The organism is Streptomyces sp. NPDC035033 (assembly GCF_040636735.1).
Lineage (GTDB): Bacteria > Actinomycetota > Actinomycetes > Streptomycetales > Streptomycetaceae > Streptomyces.
The window spans coordinates 18,112-32,574 of the sequence record NZ_JBEZUZ010000045.1 but is presented as its reverse complement, the minus strand read 5'-3'; the positions used below and the strand labels follow the sequence as shown (position 1 = coordinate 32,574).

The following is a 14,463-nucleotide window of genomic DNA, read 5'->3' as shown; positions in this document are numbered from 1 at the left end:
GAACGGGAGGTCGTCACGGGAGGACGACCGGGAAGTCGGGGTTCGGCTGCTCCAGGAGCGACTGGAGGGTGGCCAGCGCGTCGGTGTCGCCGTCCGCCTCGATCGCCCCGGCGGCCACGGCGTCGGTGAGGGAGGAGCGGCCGGACAGGACCCGGTCGAGCGCGGCGCGTTCCAGACGGAGGGTGACGTGGGGCTTCTCCCCGCCGGGCGCGTCGCCGCGCAGCGGGGTGAGGACCCCGTTGCCGAGCAGCAGCGTCCACACCTCGGACGCGTCGGTGAACTCCCAGCGCAGCAGCAGCCGGTGGGCGGCGGCGCGGGGGCCGTCCAGGCAGACGGCGAGGCTCTCGAAGACCTGGCGTGTGGTGAGCGCGCCGACCATGTCGACGCCGCCGAGGGAGAAGCCGGGGCGCCGCGGGGGCCGGTGGTCGTCCGGGGCGCGCAGCTCCTGGGCTCCGGTGAGGTAGAAGTTGCGCCAGGTGCCGTTCTCCTGGGCGTGGCCGAGCCGCTCGTAGGTGGTGGCGAGGAGTTCGCGCGCCTCGGTGTTCGCCGGGTCGGCGAAGACCACGCGGTCGACCACCTCGGCGACCCAGCGCAGGTCGCCCTCCTCGTACGAGACGCGCGCCTTGGCGAGGACGGCGTCGGCGCCGCCCATGAAGTCGACGTAGCGGCGGGCCTGTTCGGCGGGCGGGTGCTGCCACAGGTGGGCGGGGTTGCCGTCGAACCAGCCCATGTACCGCTGGTAGACCGCCTTGACGTTGTGGCTGAGGGAGCCGTAGTAGCCGCGCACGCTCCAGGCGCGGCCCAGGTCGCCGGGGAACGCGGCGAGTTCCTCGGCGATCTCCGGTCCGGTGAGGCCGCGGTTCATCAGCCGCACGGTCTGGTCGTGGAGGTAGGCGTACGCGTCGCGCTGTTCCGTGAGGAAGGCGCGCACGCGGTCGCGTCCCCAGGTCGGCCAGTGGTGGGAGCCGATCAGCACGCCGGCGTCCGGGAAGAGCTGGAGCGACTCGGTGAGGTACGAGGCCCAGGCGTGGGCGTCGCGGACCAGCGCGCCCCGGAGGGTGAGGACGTTGTGGAGGGTGTGGGTGGCGTTCTCCGCGATCAGCAGGACGTCCTGGTCGGGCAGGAAGAAGTTCATCTCGCTCGGCGCCTCGGTGTCGGGCGTGAGCTGGAAGACGAACCGGACTCCGGCGAGCAGGAGTTCCTGCCCGGTGGTCTCCACGGTGACCGTCGGGGGGATGAGGCCGAAACGGCCGGCGGACATGGCCTGGGCGAGTCCGAAGCCGACCGTGCCGTCGGGTCCGGCGGGGAGCTTCGCGCCGTACATGTAGGCGGCGCGGCGGCGCATGGCGGGGCCGGCGAAGACGTTCTCGCTGACCGCGTGCTCCAGGAATCCGGCCGGGGCGACGATCGCGCACTCCCCCGCGGCGACCGCCTCGGGGCCGGTGACGCCGTGCACGCCGCCGAAGTGGTCTCCGTGGCTGTGGGAGTAGACGACGGCGCGGACGGGCCGGTCGCCGCGGTTGCGCCGGTACAGGTGCCAGGCCGCCGCGGCCGACTCCTCGGAGCAGAGCGGGTCGACCACCACCACGCCGTCGTCGCCCTCGATCACGGTCATGTTGGAGCCGTCGAGGCCGCGCACCTGGTAGACGCCGGGGACCACCTCGAACAGTCCCTGGAGGGCGTTGAGCCGGCCGATCCTCCACAGGCTGGGGTGGACGGTGTCCGGCGGCTCCTGCTCCAGGAAGGACCAGCGTTCGTTGTCCCAGACCGCGCGGCCCCGTTCGTTGCGGATCACGCAGGGCGTGTACCGGTCGATCAGGCCGCGGGTGGCGTCGGCGAAGTCGGTGCGGTCGTCCGGATCCGGTCCGGCCTCCCGCCCGTGGGGTGCGGGCATGGGTTCTCCTCGTCGTCGTGCGGCGCGCCCCGTCCGCGGTCCGGCCGGGGCGTGCCGTGGCCCGGAACGGTCAGCCGGCCGCGCTGCGGCGGAAGTCGGGCTTGCGCCGCTCGCGGAAGGCGGTCAGGCCCTCGCGCGGGTCGGGGGTGGTGAGGTTGTACGTGGCGGCGAACCACTCGAAGTCGAGGAACTCGCGGTAGTCGGTGCTGCGTTCGGCCGCGGAGAGCATCCGCTTCAGCAGGGGCAGGGTGTGCGACGGGCCGTCGGCCAGGCGCTTCGCCAGGTCGAGGGCGTGCTTCTGGGCCTCGCCGTCGGGGGTGATGTCGGTGACGAGACCGAGCGCCTCGGCGCGGCGGGCCGGGAGCCGCTCGGGCAGCATCGTCAGGCGGGCCGCGAGCCGGGAGCCGACCGCCTGGACGAGGAACCAGGCGCAGCCGCCGTCCGGGAGGAGGCCGCGCTCGGTGAAGGGCGCCAGGAAGTAGCTGCTCTCGGTGGCGACGGTGAGGTCGCAGGCGAGGGCGAGGGACCAGCCGATGCCGACCGCGCCGCCCTCGACGGCGGCGATGGTGGGCTTGGGGAGCCGGCGCAGCGCGTCGAGCATGGTGTGGGCGGTGCCCATGAGGTCGCCGGAGCCGGCGGCGGCTCCGCCGGTGACGCCTGCCGAGCCGCTGAGGTCGGCGCCGGAGCAGAAGTAGCCGCCGGAGCCGGTGACGAGGACGGCGCGGACGGCGTCGTCGGTGCGGGCGCGGTGGACGGCGTCGGCCAGTTCGCCGAAGAGCGGCCTGCCGAGGGCGTTGCGGCGGTGCGGCCCGTCGAGGGTCAGCCGCATCACTCCGTCGGCGACCTCGGTGACGAGGCGGGTGGCCTCGGGTGTCTGCTCTGCCATGGGTGGGTGTCTCCTTGCGCGGGCGCCCGGCGGACGGCGGTGCCGGTCCGCGAGGGGGCGGCGGGGCGGGGTGCGGGCGGGTGCGGTGCGGGCGCCCGCGGCCGGGGTGCGGTCCCGGCCGCGCGCGGCGTGCGGGGTTGCGGGGTTGCGGGGTCGGGCTCGCGGGCGGAGCGCCGGGGTGCGGGGACCGGGCCTGCGGGCGGAGTCCCGGGTCAGGGGGTCCGGGCCCGCGGGCGGGCGTACAGCGCCTCGATCTCCCGGGCGTACTTCTCGGTGACCACCTTGCGCCGCACCTTCATGGTGGCGGTGAGCTCGTCGCCGTTGGCCTCCCAGTACACCGGGAGGAGGGTGAAGGCGCGGACGTGCTCCACCCGGGCCAGCCGGGCGTTGCCCCGGGCCACGCCCTCCTCGACGGCGGCCAGCACGCCGGGGTGGGTCGCCAGGACCTCCGGTCCCGCGCCGGCGAGTCCGTGCTCGGCGGCGAAGGCGCGGGCCTCCTCCGGGTCGAGGGTGATCAGCGCCGTGACGTGGGGTCGGGTGTCGCCGATGGCGACGATCGAGCCGATCAGCGGGCATTCCAGCTTCACGGCGTTCTCGATGTGGGACGGCGACATGTTCTTGCCGGACGAGTTGATGATCACGTCCTTCTTGCGGTCGACGATCCGCACGTAGCCGTCGGCGTCGAGGGTGGCGACGTCGCCGGTGTGCAGCCAGCCGTCGGCGTCGACGGCCTCGGCGGTCTTCTCGGGGTCGTCGCGGTAGCCGCGCATCACGCCGGGGCTGCGGAGCAGCAGTTCGCCGTCGTCGGCGATCCGGATCTCGACGCCGGCCCGTGCGCGGCCCACGGTGCCGGGGCGGCGTTCGCCCGGCGTGTTCGCGAGGCCGGCCGCTGCGGTCTCGGTCATGCCCCAGACCTCGCAGAGGGGCGCGCCGAGGGCCATGAAGAACTCCAGGGCCTCGGGGGCGATGGGCGCGCCGCCGGAGGTGGTGACGATCATGCGGTCGAGGCCGAACCGTTCGCGGACCGGCAGGAGGACCGTCCGGTCGGCCTCCTCCCACTCCCGGAGCGCGGTCGGCGGGAGGATGGCGCCGGTCGCCTCGGCGCGGGCCCGGGCGGTGCCGAGGCGCAGCGCGTGGGCCACCTGGTCGCGCTCCCCCGCGGGCCGCTCGGCGAGGTCCTGTTCGATCCGGGCCTTGAGCTTGTACCAGATCATGGGGACGCCCATGAAGCCGGTGGGGCGCACCTGCCGCATGACGTCGAGGACCTGCTTGCCGTCGCGGACGGTCGTGACGGTCGACCCGGTCGCGATCGGCCCGTAGTGGGCGGACCAGCGGTTGGCGAGGTTGGCGTCCGGCAGGTACGACAGCATGGCGCCGCGCAGGTCGGTTCCGCCGGAGATCTCCGTGAGGGAGGTCATGTTGCTGCTCAGCGAGAACAGGATGTTGCGGTGGGCCAGTTCGACGCCCTTGGGCGCGCCGGTGGTGCCGGAGGTGAAGATGAGGGTGAGCAGGTCGTCGCGGGTGACGGCCCGCCAGGCGGCGTCGAAGTCGAAGTCCGGCGCGGCGCGGCCTTCGAGGCCGGGGAGGCCGAGGGTGCCCTCCGGGGCCGCGTCGACGCAGACGACGGTGGTGACGCCGGTCCGCTCGCCGGCCTCGCGGACCCGGTCGAGGAACTGCTCCTCGGTGACGACGACGCCGTTCCCGGCGACGGAGAACAGATGGGCGATCTGGTCGGCCGGGTAGGTGTTGTAGACGGAGAACGACGCGGCTCCGAGGTGCATCACGGCGGCGTCGACCAGGTGGAACTCGGGACGGTTGGTGAGCATGAGCGCCACGGTGTCGCCGCGGCCGACGCCCAGGGCGGCGAGTCCCGCGGCGATGCGGCGCACCCTGTCGTCGTACTGTCGCCAGGTCAGGGAGACGGAGCCGTCCGAGGAGCGCAGCGCGATCGCTTCGGGGCCGGCGGCGACCGTGGCCTGGAAGACCTCGCAGAGGCTGTTCGCCTCCGCGACCTGTTCGGGGGTCATCAAGTCGGGCACGTGAGTTCTTCCTCTGCGTGGGTGCGCGGGGCGCGTCAGGCGGACGCGCCGACCGCGGCCTGCGCGGCCTTGGCCGCCTTCGCTTCCTCGTACGCCTTCCGGAAGTCCTCCACGGCGCGGGCGTGGTCGCCGGACGCGAAGCACTCCTTCTCGGCGGCGAGGGCCGCGTCGAGCGTGAGGTTGGCGGTGTCGAGCCAGATCCGGTTGAGCGCCTGCTTGGTGCCCTGGACGGCGCGGACCGGGCCGGCGGCGATGCGCGCCGCCAGCGCCTGGGCCTCCTCCAGGAGCCGGTCGTGCTCGACGACGCGGTTCACCAGGCCGATCCGCTCGGCCTCGGCGGCCGTGAGCTTGTCGCCGGTCAGCAGGTACTCCTTGGCCCGGCCCATGCCCACCAGCCAGGGCCAGGCGATCAGTCCGCCGTCACCGGCGACGACGCCGACGGTGACGTGCGGGTCGGAGATGATCGCGGTGCTGGACATGAGGGTGATGTCGCAGAGCAGGGTGAGGGTGGCGCCCAGGCCGACGGCGGGGCCGTTGACGGCGGCGATGACCGGCTGGGGGACTTCGAGGAGGTCGGTGACGATCTTGCGGGCGTCCTTGAAGAAGGCGTCGAGGACGGGGCCGGCCTTGGGCCGCTCGCCCTTGAGGACGTTGCCGCCCGCGGAGAACGCCTTCCCGGCCCCGGTGAGGACCACGGCCCGCACGGCGTCGTCCTTGCGGATCTCCGCGAAGACGCGGGCCAGTTCGGCGTGGAGCGCGAGGTTGACCGCGTTGTAGTTCTCCGGGCGGTGGAGCTGCACGGTGAGGACGTGGCCCTCGTGGTGGAACCTCAGGTGCTCGTATCCGGAGTAGCGCTCGGTGGCGTTCATGCAGTCCTCTTCCAGAAGCTGCGCCGAGCCGATCAACCGTGGCGACGACCGATTCATCGTAAACTTACTGCGGGATCAGGCTCGACTTTGAGGGTCTCTATCTCTCCATCGAGGCTAATGGTGATTAACCTAGCCGTCAATGGAGGACTTCTTCGGGGCGGCCGCGGCGAACGCCGCGACGTCCCGCTCGGGCCGGATGAGCCAGGCGGCGACGGCCGCGCCGAGGAGCAGGACGACGCCGAGGACGGCGAACCCGGTCCGGTAGCCGGCGAGGGGACTCTCCGCGCCGTCGACCAGGCGCCCCAGGGCCAGCGGGGCCAGCACGCCGCCCAGGCTGTAGCAGCCGGTCATCACGCCGAGCACGGTGCCGCGCTGCCGGGCCGGCACGACGTCCGAGACCATCGCGAAGGACGCGCCCTGTGCCGCGACGACCAGCGACGTCCCGACGGCGAGCGCGGCGATCTGCGCCGGCCCGCGGCCGAGCTGTGGCCACGCCATGACGAACAGGCCGCCGACCGCCACCAGTCCGCAGGAGAGCAGACCGCGGGCGACGCGCAGGCTCGCACCCCGCCGGGTGAGCGTCCGCGAGACGAAGCCGGAGACGACCATCAGCACGGCGGTGGCGAGGTACGTCAGCGAGATCACCCAGCCGGCGTCCCCGGCGTCGTAGCCGAGGCCCTGCCGCAGGGCCAGCGGGAGCCAGGTGATCTTCACGGCGGCGCTGGCGTAGGCGACGAGGAAGAGCACGGTGAGCCCCACGATCGTGGGCGAGGTCAGCAGGCGGCGGTACGGGACGTGCTCGGGCAGCCGCGCGGCCGGTGTCCCCTCGTGGCCGACCTCCTCGGGGCCGTCACGCCCGATCAGCAGCCAGCACGCCACCCAGACGAGGCCGGCGAGCGCCGTCACCGCGAAGGCGGCGTGCCAGTCGGAGCGGGAGACCACCGCGGTGATGACCGGGGCCGCGACCAGCGGGCCCGCCGAGGCGCCGGAGGCGATGAACGAGGACGGCAGCGCGCGCCGTTCGGCGGGGAACCAGCTGTGGGCGACGCTGAAGGCCATCGCCACGGCCGGCCCCTCGGCGAAGCCGAGGAGGACCCGGGAGACCAGCAGGACGGTGAAGCTGGAGCTCCACACCATGGGGAGGAGGCTCAGGACCCACAGGGCGGCGACGCCGCTGAGCAGCCAGCGGGCCCGGACCCGGCCGACGAGCAGGCTGCCGATGACGGCGCCGGCCGCGTAGGGCCAGAAGAAGGCGCTCTGCACCAGGCCGAACTCGCTCTCGTCGATGTCGAGGTCGCGGAGCAGGTCGACGCCCACGAGGCCGACGACGGCCTTGTCGGCGTAGTTCAGGAGCATGAACACGAAGAGCGCCGCCACGACGAGCCAGGCCCGGCGCGCGGACGGGGGGCGGGGGGTGCCGACGGGCGGCGGGGAGGTCATGCGGTCGACAGCCATGGGCGGCCTTCCTCACGGGAGCGGGGTGGGTGCCGTGGGCCGGTGCGCCCAGGCGGGAAGCGCGGCTCGGGACCCTCGCTGAGATGCGCGTCACAGGTCCGCCGCTGGGCAGGAGTGAACCACCTGAATTTCCCCGACACAAGGCTTACGTCTATCCACGATTCACTTAGATCCGCTCACCACGCCATTTCACTGGTATCGGGCGAATCGCCGATCACTTCACACTCCGGAGGCGGGCATGCGCGAGAGGGCCGCCTCCGTCGAGGAAGGCGGCCCTCTCGTCGGGCAGGCGTGTCAGACGGCGGGCGACCCGCCGGAGGGCAGACCCAGCACGACGCGTCCCAGGGCGACGATCTCGTCGCGCCGGGCCGCCCTCGTCCAGATCTCGCCGTCGCGGCTCAGCGTGTTCACGAGGCTGTGCGCGGCGTGCACCAGCAGCTCCGCCTCCGGCGCGGAGAGCTCCGGCCGGTGCCCGGTGACCAGGGCCGTCCACTCCGCCACGTAGTCGTGCTGCATCCTGCGGACGTTCTGGCGCTCTTCGGCGGGGACGTTGACGATCTCGTGGAGGAGCGCCCGCATGGCGTCGCCGTGCTGGAGGCTGATCCGCACGAAGGAGCCCAGCGCCGCGTCCAGCGCCTCCCCCGGCTCCTCCGCGTACTCCAGCGCCGCCGACAGGTCGAAGAGCATCGCCTCCAGGCAGCGCGTGAGCGCCGCGACGAGGATCGCCGACTTGCCGGCGAAGTGGTGGTAGAGGCTCGGACCCGCCATGCCGGCGGCGGCGGTGGCGATGTCCTCCATGCCGACGGCCTCGTAGCCGCGCTCGGCGAAGAGCCGGGTGGCGACGGTGAGGACCGCCTCCCGCCGCGACACCGGCAGGAGCCGGCCGCGTGCCACCGGCCGCGTGCCCTCCGCCCCCGTGTCCGCGACGAGTGCCGCCAGCCCGTCGAAGCCGCAGACGGCCGCGGCGACGTCCGTCATCAGCCGCCTGACCCGCGCGGGCTCGACCTTCCCGACGTGCTGGCTCATCGTCGCGAAGACGGCGATGACCGCCCTGAGCAGCAGTTCCACGCCGACGGGCGGGAGGTCCGGCCGGGAGGCGGCGATCGCGGCCCGCAGCGGCTCTATGGTGGCGACGTACCGGGCGCGCAGCTCGCGGCGCTGTTCCCGCGGCAGGTGCGTGAGCTCGCGCTCCCACAGCACGCCGGCGTGCCGCCGCTCCAGCATGGGCGCGGCGACGGCGTCGAGCATGCCGGACAGGTCGCCGTGGTCGCCCTGGAAGGCGGCGGTGTTCTTGTCGATCGCGTCGACCAGGGTGGCGTAGAGGAGCTCCTGCTTGCCCCGGAAGTGCCGGTAGAGGGCCGGTCCCGAGATGCCGACCGCCTCGGCGATGTCGGAGATCCCGACGTTGTGGAACCCGGACGCGCGGAACTGCTCGGAGGCGGCAGCGATGATCTGCTGCTTCCGGTCCCGGGGGCGCGTGGTCCTGGGCCGGGCTTCGGTCATCGCGGTCGCCTTCTCCACTCTTCTCTTCCCTCACGTCGAAGCTCGCATCGTATCGGCCCGGCCCGTCTTCCGGCGGCCGGGCCGGACGCGGCCGCTCAGCGGTACAGGTGGAGGACGTGCCCGGACATGGACTGCGACTCGGGCGAGGCGAGGTAGCGGACGGCGCGGGCCACGTCGGTCTCGCTGCCGACGCTCGCCATGAGGGCCTCGGCGCGGCGGGCGTCGCGCTCCCCGATCTCCCGGGCCCGCATCCGCAGGCGGCCGGTGGCGACGGGGCCGGGCGCGACGCAGTTGGCGCGGACGCCGCGGGGCGCGAGGTCGGCGGCGAGGTAGCGGGTGTAGTGCATGACGGCGGCCTTGCTGATGCCGTAGTGGGCGTAGGTGCCCGTCTCGTTGGGCTTGACGCCGGTCACCGAGCCCATCGTCACGATGGACGGCCGGTCGGCGCCGATCAGAGCGGGCAGGGCGGCCTGCACCGTGGTGACGGTGCCGTAGAGGTTGCGCCGCATGACCTCGTCGAGCTGGTCCAGGTCGACGGCGGAACCGCGGTTGCCGTCCAGGGGGCCGGAGCCGCCGCCGGCGTTGCAGACCAGGGCGTTGAGCGCGCCCCACTCCTCGGTGACGCGGGCGACGACGTCCGCCATCGCGGCGGCGTCGGTGGTGGACGCCCGGGCGGCGACGACCCGCGCGCCCGCGGCCTCCAGTTCGGCGACGACGGTCTCCGTCTGGTCGTCCTCGAAGGCGCGGAAGCCGTCGAAGTCGAGGTCGACGACGGCCACGTCGTGCCCGTCGCGGGCGAGTTCCAGGGCGATCGCCCTGCCGATGCCGCGCGCGGCGCCGGTCACCAGGGCCGTCCTGCGGGGGTGCTGGGTCTCCTGCATGGGGTCTCCCGACATGGGTGGATGGGGGGTACGGCGGGTGCGCCGGGCCCGTCAGCCGACGACGCCCCCGGCGCGCAGGGCGGTGATCGCCTCGGGACCGAGGCCGATCTGGGCGAGGACCTCGTCGGTGTGGGCGCCGACGACCGGGGCGGGCTCCGGTGCGGCGGCGGGGGTGGCGGAGAAGCGGGGGACGGGGGCGGGCTCGATCCCTCCGTGCGCGCCCGTGCGGAAGGTGCCGCGGGCCGCGTTGTGCGGGTGGTGCGGGGCCTCGCCGAGGGAGAGGACGGGGGTGACGCAGGCGCCCCGCCCCTCGAAGACAGAGGCCCACTCGTCGCGTTCACGCCCCGCGAAGGCCGCGGCGAGGGCGGCGCGCATCGCCGGCCAGGCCGTGCGGTCGTGCCGGTCGGCGAAGAGGGGGTCGTCCGCGAGCCCGAGCCCCTCCAGGAGGGCGGCGTACGACCGCCGGTCGCCGACGCCCAGGGCGACGTGGCGGTCGTCGGCGCAGCGGTAGACGCCGTACCAGGGGCGGCTTCCGTCGATGTTGTTGGAGGCGCGGGCGTCCTGCCAGCGGCCCTGGACGAGGAAGCCGTGCACCATGGCGAGGAGCGAGGCCGAGGCGTCGGTCATGGCGGCGTCGACGACCTGGCCGCGGCCGGTGGCGCGGGCGTTGAGCAGGGCGCTGACCGCGCCGAAGGCGAGGAGCAGGCCGCCGCCCATGTCGCCGACGAGGTTGAGCGGGACGGTCGGGGTGTCCGCCGGGCCGATGGCGTGCAGGGCGCCGGTGAGGGCGATGAAGTTGATGTCGTGGCCCGGCTCCTTCGCCAGCGGGCCGTCCTGGCCCCAGCCGGTCATCCGGCCGTAGACGAGGGCCGGGTTGCGGGCCAGCAGGGTGTCCGGGCCGACGCCGAGCCGTTCGGCGACGCCGGGCCGGAACCCCTCGACGACCACGTCCGACTCGGCGGCGAGGTCGAGCACGATCGCGGTGCTGTCCGGGTGCTTGAGGTCGAGGGTGAGGGAGCGGCGCCCGCGGTGCAGGACGGGGGCGGGGTTGTCCTGCCCGTCGTCCTGCGGGCGGTCGACGCGGATGACGTCCGCGCCGAGGTCGCCGAGGAGCATGGCCGCGTACGGGCCGGGGCCGATGCCGCCCAGTTCCAGGACGCGTACGCCGGTCAGCGGGCCGTCGGTGTCGAGGGCCGGGGTCGGGGGGTTCATGGTGGGGTTCCTCGTTCCGGTGGGGTCCGGCCCCGCGCCCGGCCGGGACGGCGTCGGGCGGGGGGCCGGTGGTCAGGCGGTCGCGCCGAAGCGGGGGGCGCGCTTCTCGACGAACGCCCGGCGCGCCTCCTCGGCGTCGGGGGACGCGGCGCACTGCGCGTAGGTCTCCGCCTCCAGGGGGAGGTAGTCGCCGAGCGAGAGGGTCTGCGCGGCCTGGAGGTTGCGCCGGGTGAGCGCGACGGCGTTCGGGGAGAGGGCGGCGAGCCGCTCCGCCGTGTCGCGGACCGCCGCCGAGAGCTCGTCCGGCGGCAGCACCGCGTTGACCAGCCCCCAGTCGGCGATCTCACGGCCCCTCAGCTTGGGCGAGAGCAGCATCAGTTCCTTGGCCTTCGCGGGGCCCACCAGCCGGGTGAGGTGCCAGCAGGACCCGAGGTCGCCGGCGAAGGCGACCTTGACGAAGGCGGTGCTGAGCACGGCGGTGGTGTCGGCGTACCGGAAGTCGCAGCCCATCGCGAAGGACATGTGCGCTCCGGCGATGCCGCCGCGGAGCTCCGCGATGGTCGGCGTGTTCATGTCGTACAGGAAGTGGACCAGGCGGGTGTAGCGCAGCAGGGAGGTGCGGCCCTTGAGGTGGTCGCCCGGCGGGTACGGCGGCGGGGCGGTGTCGGCGTTGTCCCGGCCGACGCCCCAGTGGGCGCCGGTGCTGGTGAGGACGACGGCGCGCACCGCCGGGTCGTTCTCGGCCCGCTCCAGGGAGTCGAGCAGGCCGTCGGCCATCTCGACCGTGAAGGAGTTGCGGCGCTCGGGGCGGTTCATCGCGATGGTGGCGACGCCATCGGCCACGGTGAAGACGACGGTGTCCGTCATGGGGTGTCCTTCTGCTCGGAGGGCGTGGGGCGGACGGGCGGCGGGCGTTCAGCCCCGCGTCGCCGCGGCGGGGAGCGGCCACGGGGCGCGCTCGACGACCCGGGCGCGCAGGGCGCGGGCCTCGCGCGGCATGTTCCAGGTGACCGCGGCCGTGGTCCGGCCGTCCTCGCCGTAGACGCCGGCGAAGGGACCCTCGGCGGGGTCGCCGGTGGTCACGGCGAAGTCGGCGTCCTGGGAGGGGCGGCCGTACGCCTGGATCTTGACGTCGTACTGGTCGGTCCAGAAGTACGGCACGGGTGCGAACGGCACCCGCTGCCCGAGCAGGGTCCGCGCGGCGGCCATGCCCTGTTCCGTGGCGTTCATCCGGTGCTCCACGCGGATCCGGCCGTGGACCGGGTGGAGCCAGGAGGCGACGTCGCCGGCGGCGACGACGCCGGGCGCGGCCTGGCAGAACTCGTCGCAGAGGACGCCGTCGCCGAGCGGGAGTCCGCTGCCGGCGAGCCAGTCGACGGCGGGCGCGGAGCCGATCGCGACGAGGACGACCTCGGCGCGGACCTCGGTCCCGTCGGACAGGCGCACCCCGGCGACCCTGCCGCGGTCGTCGGTGAAGCCCGCCACGCCGGTCCCGCAGCGCAGGTCGACGCCGTGCTCCCGGTGCAGCGCCGCGACCCGGGCGGCGACGACGGGGCCCAGCTGGCGGACCATCGGGGCGTCGAGCGGGTCGACGAGGGTGACGGCGCAGCCGAGCTCCCGGGCCACCGCGGCGGCCTCGGCCCCGAGGAAGCCCGCGCCCACGACGACCACGGACGGAGTGGACGACAGGGCGTCGCGGAGCGCCAGGGCGTCCTCCAGGTCCCGCAGCACGTGCACGCCGGAGAGCTCGTGCGCGAACGGCAGGCGGCGCGGGCGTACGCCGGTGGCGATGACCAGTCCGTCGTACGGGAGCCGCGTGCCGTCCGACAGCTCCACGCCGCGGCCCCCCACGTCCAGGGCGACGGCCCTGCGGCCGAGCAGCCACGCGGCGTCCAGGGCCTCGGTCGCCCGCGGGGGGCGGAGGGCGAGGCGGTCGGGTTCCCAGTCGCCCTTGAGGACCTGCTTGGAGAGCGGGGGCCGGTCGTACGGCGCGTGCCGCTCCTCGCCGACGAGCGTGAGGCGGCCGGTGAAGCCCTCGCGGCGCAGGGTCTCGGCCGCGGTCAGGCCGGCCGCCGAGGCGCCGACGACCACGATCCGGGAGGGCGTCGGCGAGGTCATCGCTCGTCCACCTCGATGGCCAGGGCGGGACAGAGCAGGGCGGCCTCGCGGACCGCGGCGTGCTGCTCCGGCCCGGGGTCCTCGATCAGCAGGAAGGCCACGCCGTCCTCGTCGCGCTGGTCGAAGACGTCGGGTGCGGCGACCACGCACTGCCCGCCGCCGACGCACTTGGCCTCGTCGATGTGGATCTTCATGGGTGGGAGTCCTCTCGGTCTTACCAGGTCACCAGGAGCGAGTGGGCTCCGTAGATCGACATGTCGTGCTTGAAGGGCACCTCGTCCAGGGGCTGGGCGAGGGCCAGGGTGGGGATGCGGCGGAAGAGCGTGCCGAAGACGACCTGGAGCTCGACGCGGGCGAGCTGCTGTCCCAGGCACTGGTGGACGCCGAAGCTGAACGCCAGGTGGTGGCGGGCGGGCCGGGTGACGTCCAGTTCGTCGGCGGGCAGCGTGGACGCGGTCTCGAAGGCGTCCGGGTCGCGGTTGCCCGCGTCGGCGGAGAGGATGATCCCCTCGCCCTTGCGGATGAGCTGCCCGCCGATCTCCATGTCCTCGCCGGCCACGCGGCGCAGACCGCTGTGGACGACGGTGAGGTAGCGGAGCAGTTCCTCGACGGCGCCGGCGACCAGCGCGGCGTCCCCGTCGCGGACCTTCGCGAGCTGCTCGGGGTGGGTGAGCAGGGCCGCCGTGCCCAGGGCGATCATGTTGGCCGAGGTCTCGTGTCCGGCGGTGAGCAGGAGCAGCGCCATCTTCGCCAGTTCGTCCCGGGTCCGGACGCCGGGCTTCAGCTGCTCCTGGGCGAGCCGGCTGAGGAGGTCGTCCGCGGGTTCGGTGACCTTCTTCTCGATGAGGTCGCCGAGCAGGGCGAGCATCGTGTCGGCGGCGGCCAGGGTGTCCTCGGGGGTGGACGCCCGGTCGACGAAGGCCTTGGTGAGGCCGTGGAAGCTCTCCTGTTCGGCGTAGGGCACGCCGAGCAGTTCGCAGATCATCAGCGAGGGAACCGGCAGGGCGAACGCCTCCACCAGGTCGACGGGCTTCGGACCGGCCAGCATGTCGTCGATGAGCCGGTCGACGACCTCCTGGATGTGGCCCTTGAGGGCCTGGGTGCGCTTGGCGGTGAAGTCGCGGGCGAGGACGCGGCGCGGCTCGTCGTGCTCCACGGAGCCGTCGCTGGTGAAGAAGCTCTTGGCGCGCTTGCGGCGGGCCTGGATGGCGGCCGACTGGTGCGGGTAGCCCGGGTTGTCGGTGTCGGAGCTGATCGCCGGGTGGCTGAGCACGGCACGGATGTCCTCGTGCCGGGTGACCAGCCAGGGCTCGCTGCCGTCCCAGATGCGCACCCGGCCGATCGGCTCCGTGCGCTGCCGCTCGCGCAGGGCCGGCGGCGGGTCGAAGGGGCATCTGGCGGCCCGTTCCATCGGGAACGAGGGCGCTGCGGTGCTGTCGGCCATGGGTTCTCCCTGGATGCACGGGTGAGGCGCCGCCGCCCCATCCGATCGCTTCTTCGATTCAAACCATAGTTAACTTCTTGCCGATCCTGTCAAGGCTGTGCGGAGGTTTTGCCTGCCACAGACCTTCTTGGCAGCCCTAATCATCGATCACATAGACCTTTC

Annotated in this window: 12 protein-coding genes; all 12 read right to left on the bottom strand. The window is 73.8% G+C overall.

Translation table 11 applies throughout. The annotated features are described in order from the left end of the window. Positions 1-13: 13 nt before the first annotated feature. The 12 genes from AB0E83_RS19700 to AB0E83_RS19645 all read right to left on the bottom strand — a co-directional run bounded on the left by AB0E83_RS19700 (position 14) and on the right by AB0E83_RS19645 (position 14,301). A complete protein-coding gene (locus AB0E83_RS19700) occupies positions 14-1,894 on the bottom strand; it encodes an alkyl sulfatase dimerization domain-containing protein (protein ID WP_362113010.1) in 1,881 nt (626 codons plus the stop codon). 70 nt (positions 1,895-1,964) lie between these two features. After that, complete coding sequence (locus AB0E83_RS19695) at positions 1,965-2,780, bottom strand: enoyl-CoA hydratase-related protein (RefSeq protein ID WP_362113007.1); 816 nt, start codon at positions 2,778-2,780, stop codon at positions 1,965-1,967. A gap of 212 nt (positions 2,781-2,992) precedes the next feature. After that, positions 2,993-4,819, bottom strand: coding sequence for a long-chain fatty acid--CoA ligase (locus tag AB0E83_RS19690; RefSeq protein ID WP_362113004.1), 1,827 nt, complete (start codon positions 4,817-4,819; stop codon positions 2,993-2,995). Positions 4,820-4,854: 35 nt separating this feature from the next. Then, a complete protein-coding gene (locus AB0E83_RS19685) occupies positions 4,855-5,688 on the bottom strand; it encodes an enoyl-CoA hydratase-related protein (RefSeq protein WP_362113001.1) in 834 nt (277 codons plus the stop codon). A 129-nt stretch (positions 5,689-5,817) separates the two neighbouring features. After that, positions 5,818-7,143, bottom strand: coding sequence for an MFS transporter (locus tag AB0E83_RS19680; RefSeq protein ID WP_362112998.1), 1,326 nt, complete (start codon positions 7,141-7,143; stop codon positions 5,818-5,820). 294 nt (positions 7,144-7,437) lie between these two features. Beyond that, positions 7,438-8,646: a TetR/AcrR family transcriptional regulator gene (locus tag AB0E83_RS19675; protein ID WP_362112995.1), complete on the bottom strand. Its 1,209-nt coding sequence runs from the start codon at positions 8,644-8,646 to the stop codon at positions 7,438-7,440. 95 nt (positions 8,647-8,741) lie between these two features. Next, positions 8,742-9,527 carry an SDR family oxidoreductase gene (locus tag AB0E83_RS19670; RefSeq protein WP_362112992.1) on the bottom strand — a complete coding sequence of 262 codons (786 nt, stop codon included), beginning with the start codon at positions 9,525-9,527 and terminating at the stop codon, positions 8,742-8,744. A gap of 51 nt (positions 9,528-9,578) precedes the next feature. Further along, positions 9,579-10,739, bottom strand: a complete 1,161-nt coding sequence (locus AB0E83_RS19665; RefSeq protein ID WP_362112989.1) for a CaiB/BaiF CoA-transferase family protein — start codon at positions 10,737-10,739, stop codon at positions 9,579-9,581. A 72-nt stretch (positions 10,740-10,811) separates the two neighbouring features. Then, entirely contained in the window at positions 10,812-11,606 is a 795-nt protein-coding gene (locus AB0E83_RS19660) for an enoyl-CoA hydratase-related protein (RefSeq protein ID WP_362112986.1), read from the bottom strand. 48 nt (positions 11,607-11,654) lie between these two features. Beyond that, the gene (locus AB0E83_RS19655; protein WP_362112983.1) at positions 11,655-12,857 is read right to left on the bottom strand and encodes an FAD-dependent oxidoreductase; all 1,203 of its coding nucleotides are present in this window, start codon (positions 12,855-12,857) and stop codon (positions 11,655-11,657) included. Next, a complete protein-coding gene (locus AB0E83_RS19650) occupies positions 12,854-13,051 on the bottom strand; it encodes a ferredoxin (RefSeq protein ID WP_362112980.1) in 198 nt (65 codons plus the stop codon). Before AB0E83_RS19650 ends, AB0E83_RS19655 begins: the two co-directional genes overlap by 4 nt. A 20-nt stretch (positions 13,052-13,071) precedes the next feature. After that, positions 13,072-14,301, bottom strand: coding sequence for a cytochrome P450 (locus AB0E83_RS19645; RefSeq protein ID WP_362112977.1), 1,230 nt, complete (start codon positions 14,299-14,301; stop codon positions 13,072-13,074). Between the last annotated feature and the right edge of the window lie 162 nt (positions 14,302-14,463).

Bases quoted from the DNA above. Each gene is read 5' to 3' on its own strand.
- AB0E83_RS19700 (WP_362113010.1), bottom strand. From the start codon at position 1,894: ATGCCCGCACCCCACGGGCGGGAGGCCGGACCGGATCCGGACGACCGC.
- AB0E83_RS19695 (WP_362113007.1), bottom strand. From the start codon at position 2,780: ATGGCAGAGCAGACACCCGAGGCCACCCGCCTCGTCACCGAGGTCGCC.
- AB0E83_RS19685 (WP_362113001.1), bottom strand. From the start codon at position 5,688: ATGAACGCCACCGAGCGCTACTCCGGATACGAGCACCTGAGGTTCCAC.
- AB0E83_RS19680 (WP_362112998.1), bottom strand. From the start codon at position 7,143: ATGGCTGTCGACCGCATGACCTCCCCGCCGCCCGTCGGCACCCCCCGC.
- AB0E83_RS19675 (WP_362112995.1), bottom strand. From the start codon at position 8,646: ATGACCGAAGCCCGGCCCAGGACCACGCGCCCCCGGGACCGGAAGCAG.
- AB0E83_RS19670 (WP_362112992.1), bottom strand. From the start codon at position 9,527: ATGCAGGAGACCCAGCACCCCCGCAGGACGGCCCTGGTGACCGGCGCC.
- AB0E83_RS19665 (WP_362112989.1), bottom strand. From the start codon at position 10,739: ATGAACCCCCCGACCCCGGCCCTCGACACCGACGGCCCGCTGACCGGC.
- AB0E83_RS19660 (WP_362112986.1), bottom strand. From the start codon at position 11,606: ATGACGGACACCGTCGTCTTCACCGTGGCCGATGGCGTCGCCACCATC.
- AB0E83_RS19655 (WP_362112983.1), bottom strand. From the start codon at position 12,857: ATGACCTCGCCGACGCCCTCCCGGATCGTGGTCGTCGGCGCCTCGGCG.
- AB0E83_RS19650 (WP_362112980.1), bottom strand. From the start codon at position 13,051: ATGAAGATCCACATCGACGAGGCCAAGTGCGTCGGCGGCGGGCAGTGC.
- AB0E83_RS19645 (WP_362112977.1), bottom strand. From the start codon at position 14,301: ATGGCCGACAGCACCGCAGCGCCCTCGTTCCCGATGGAACGGGCCGCC.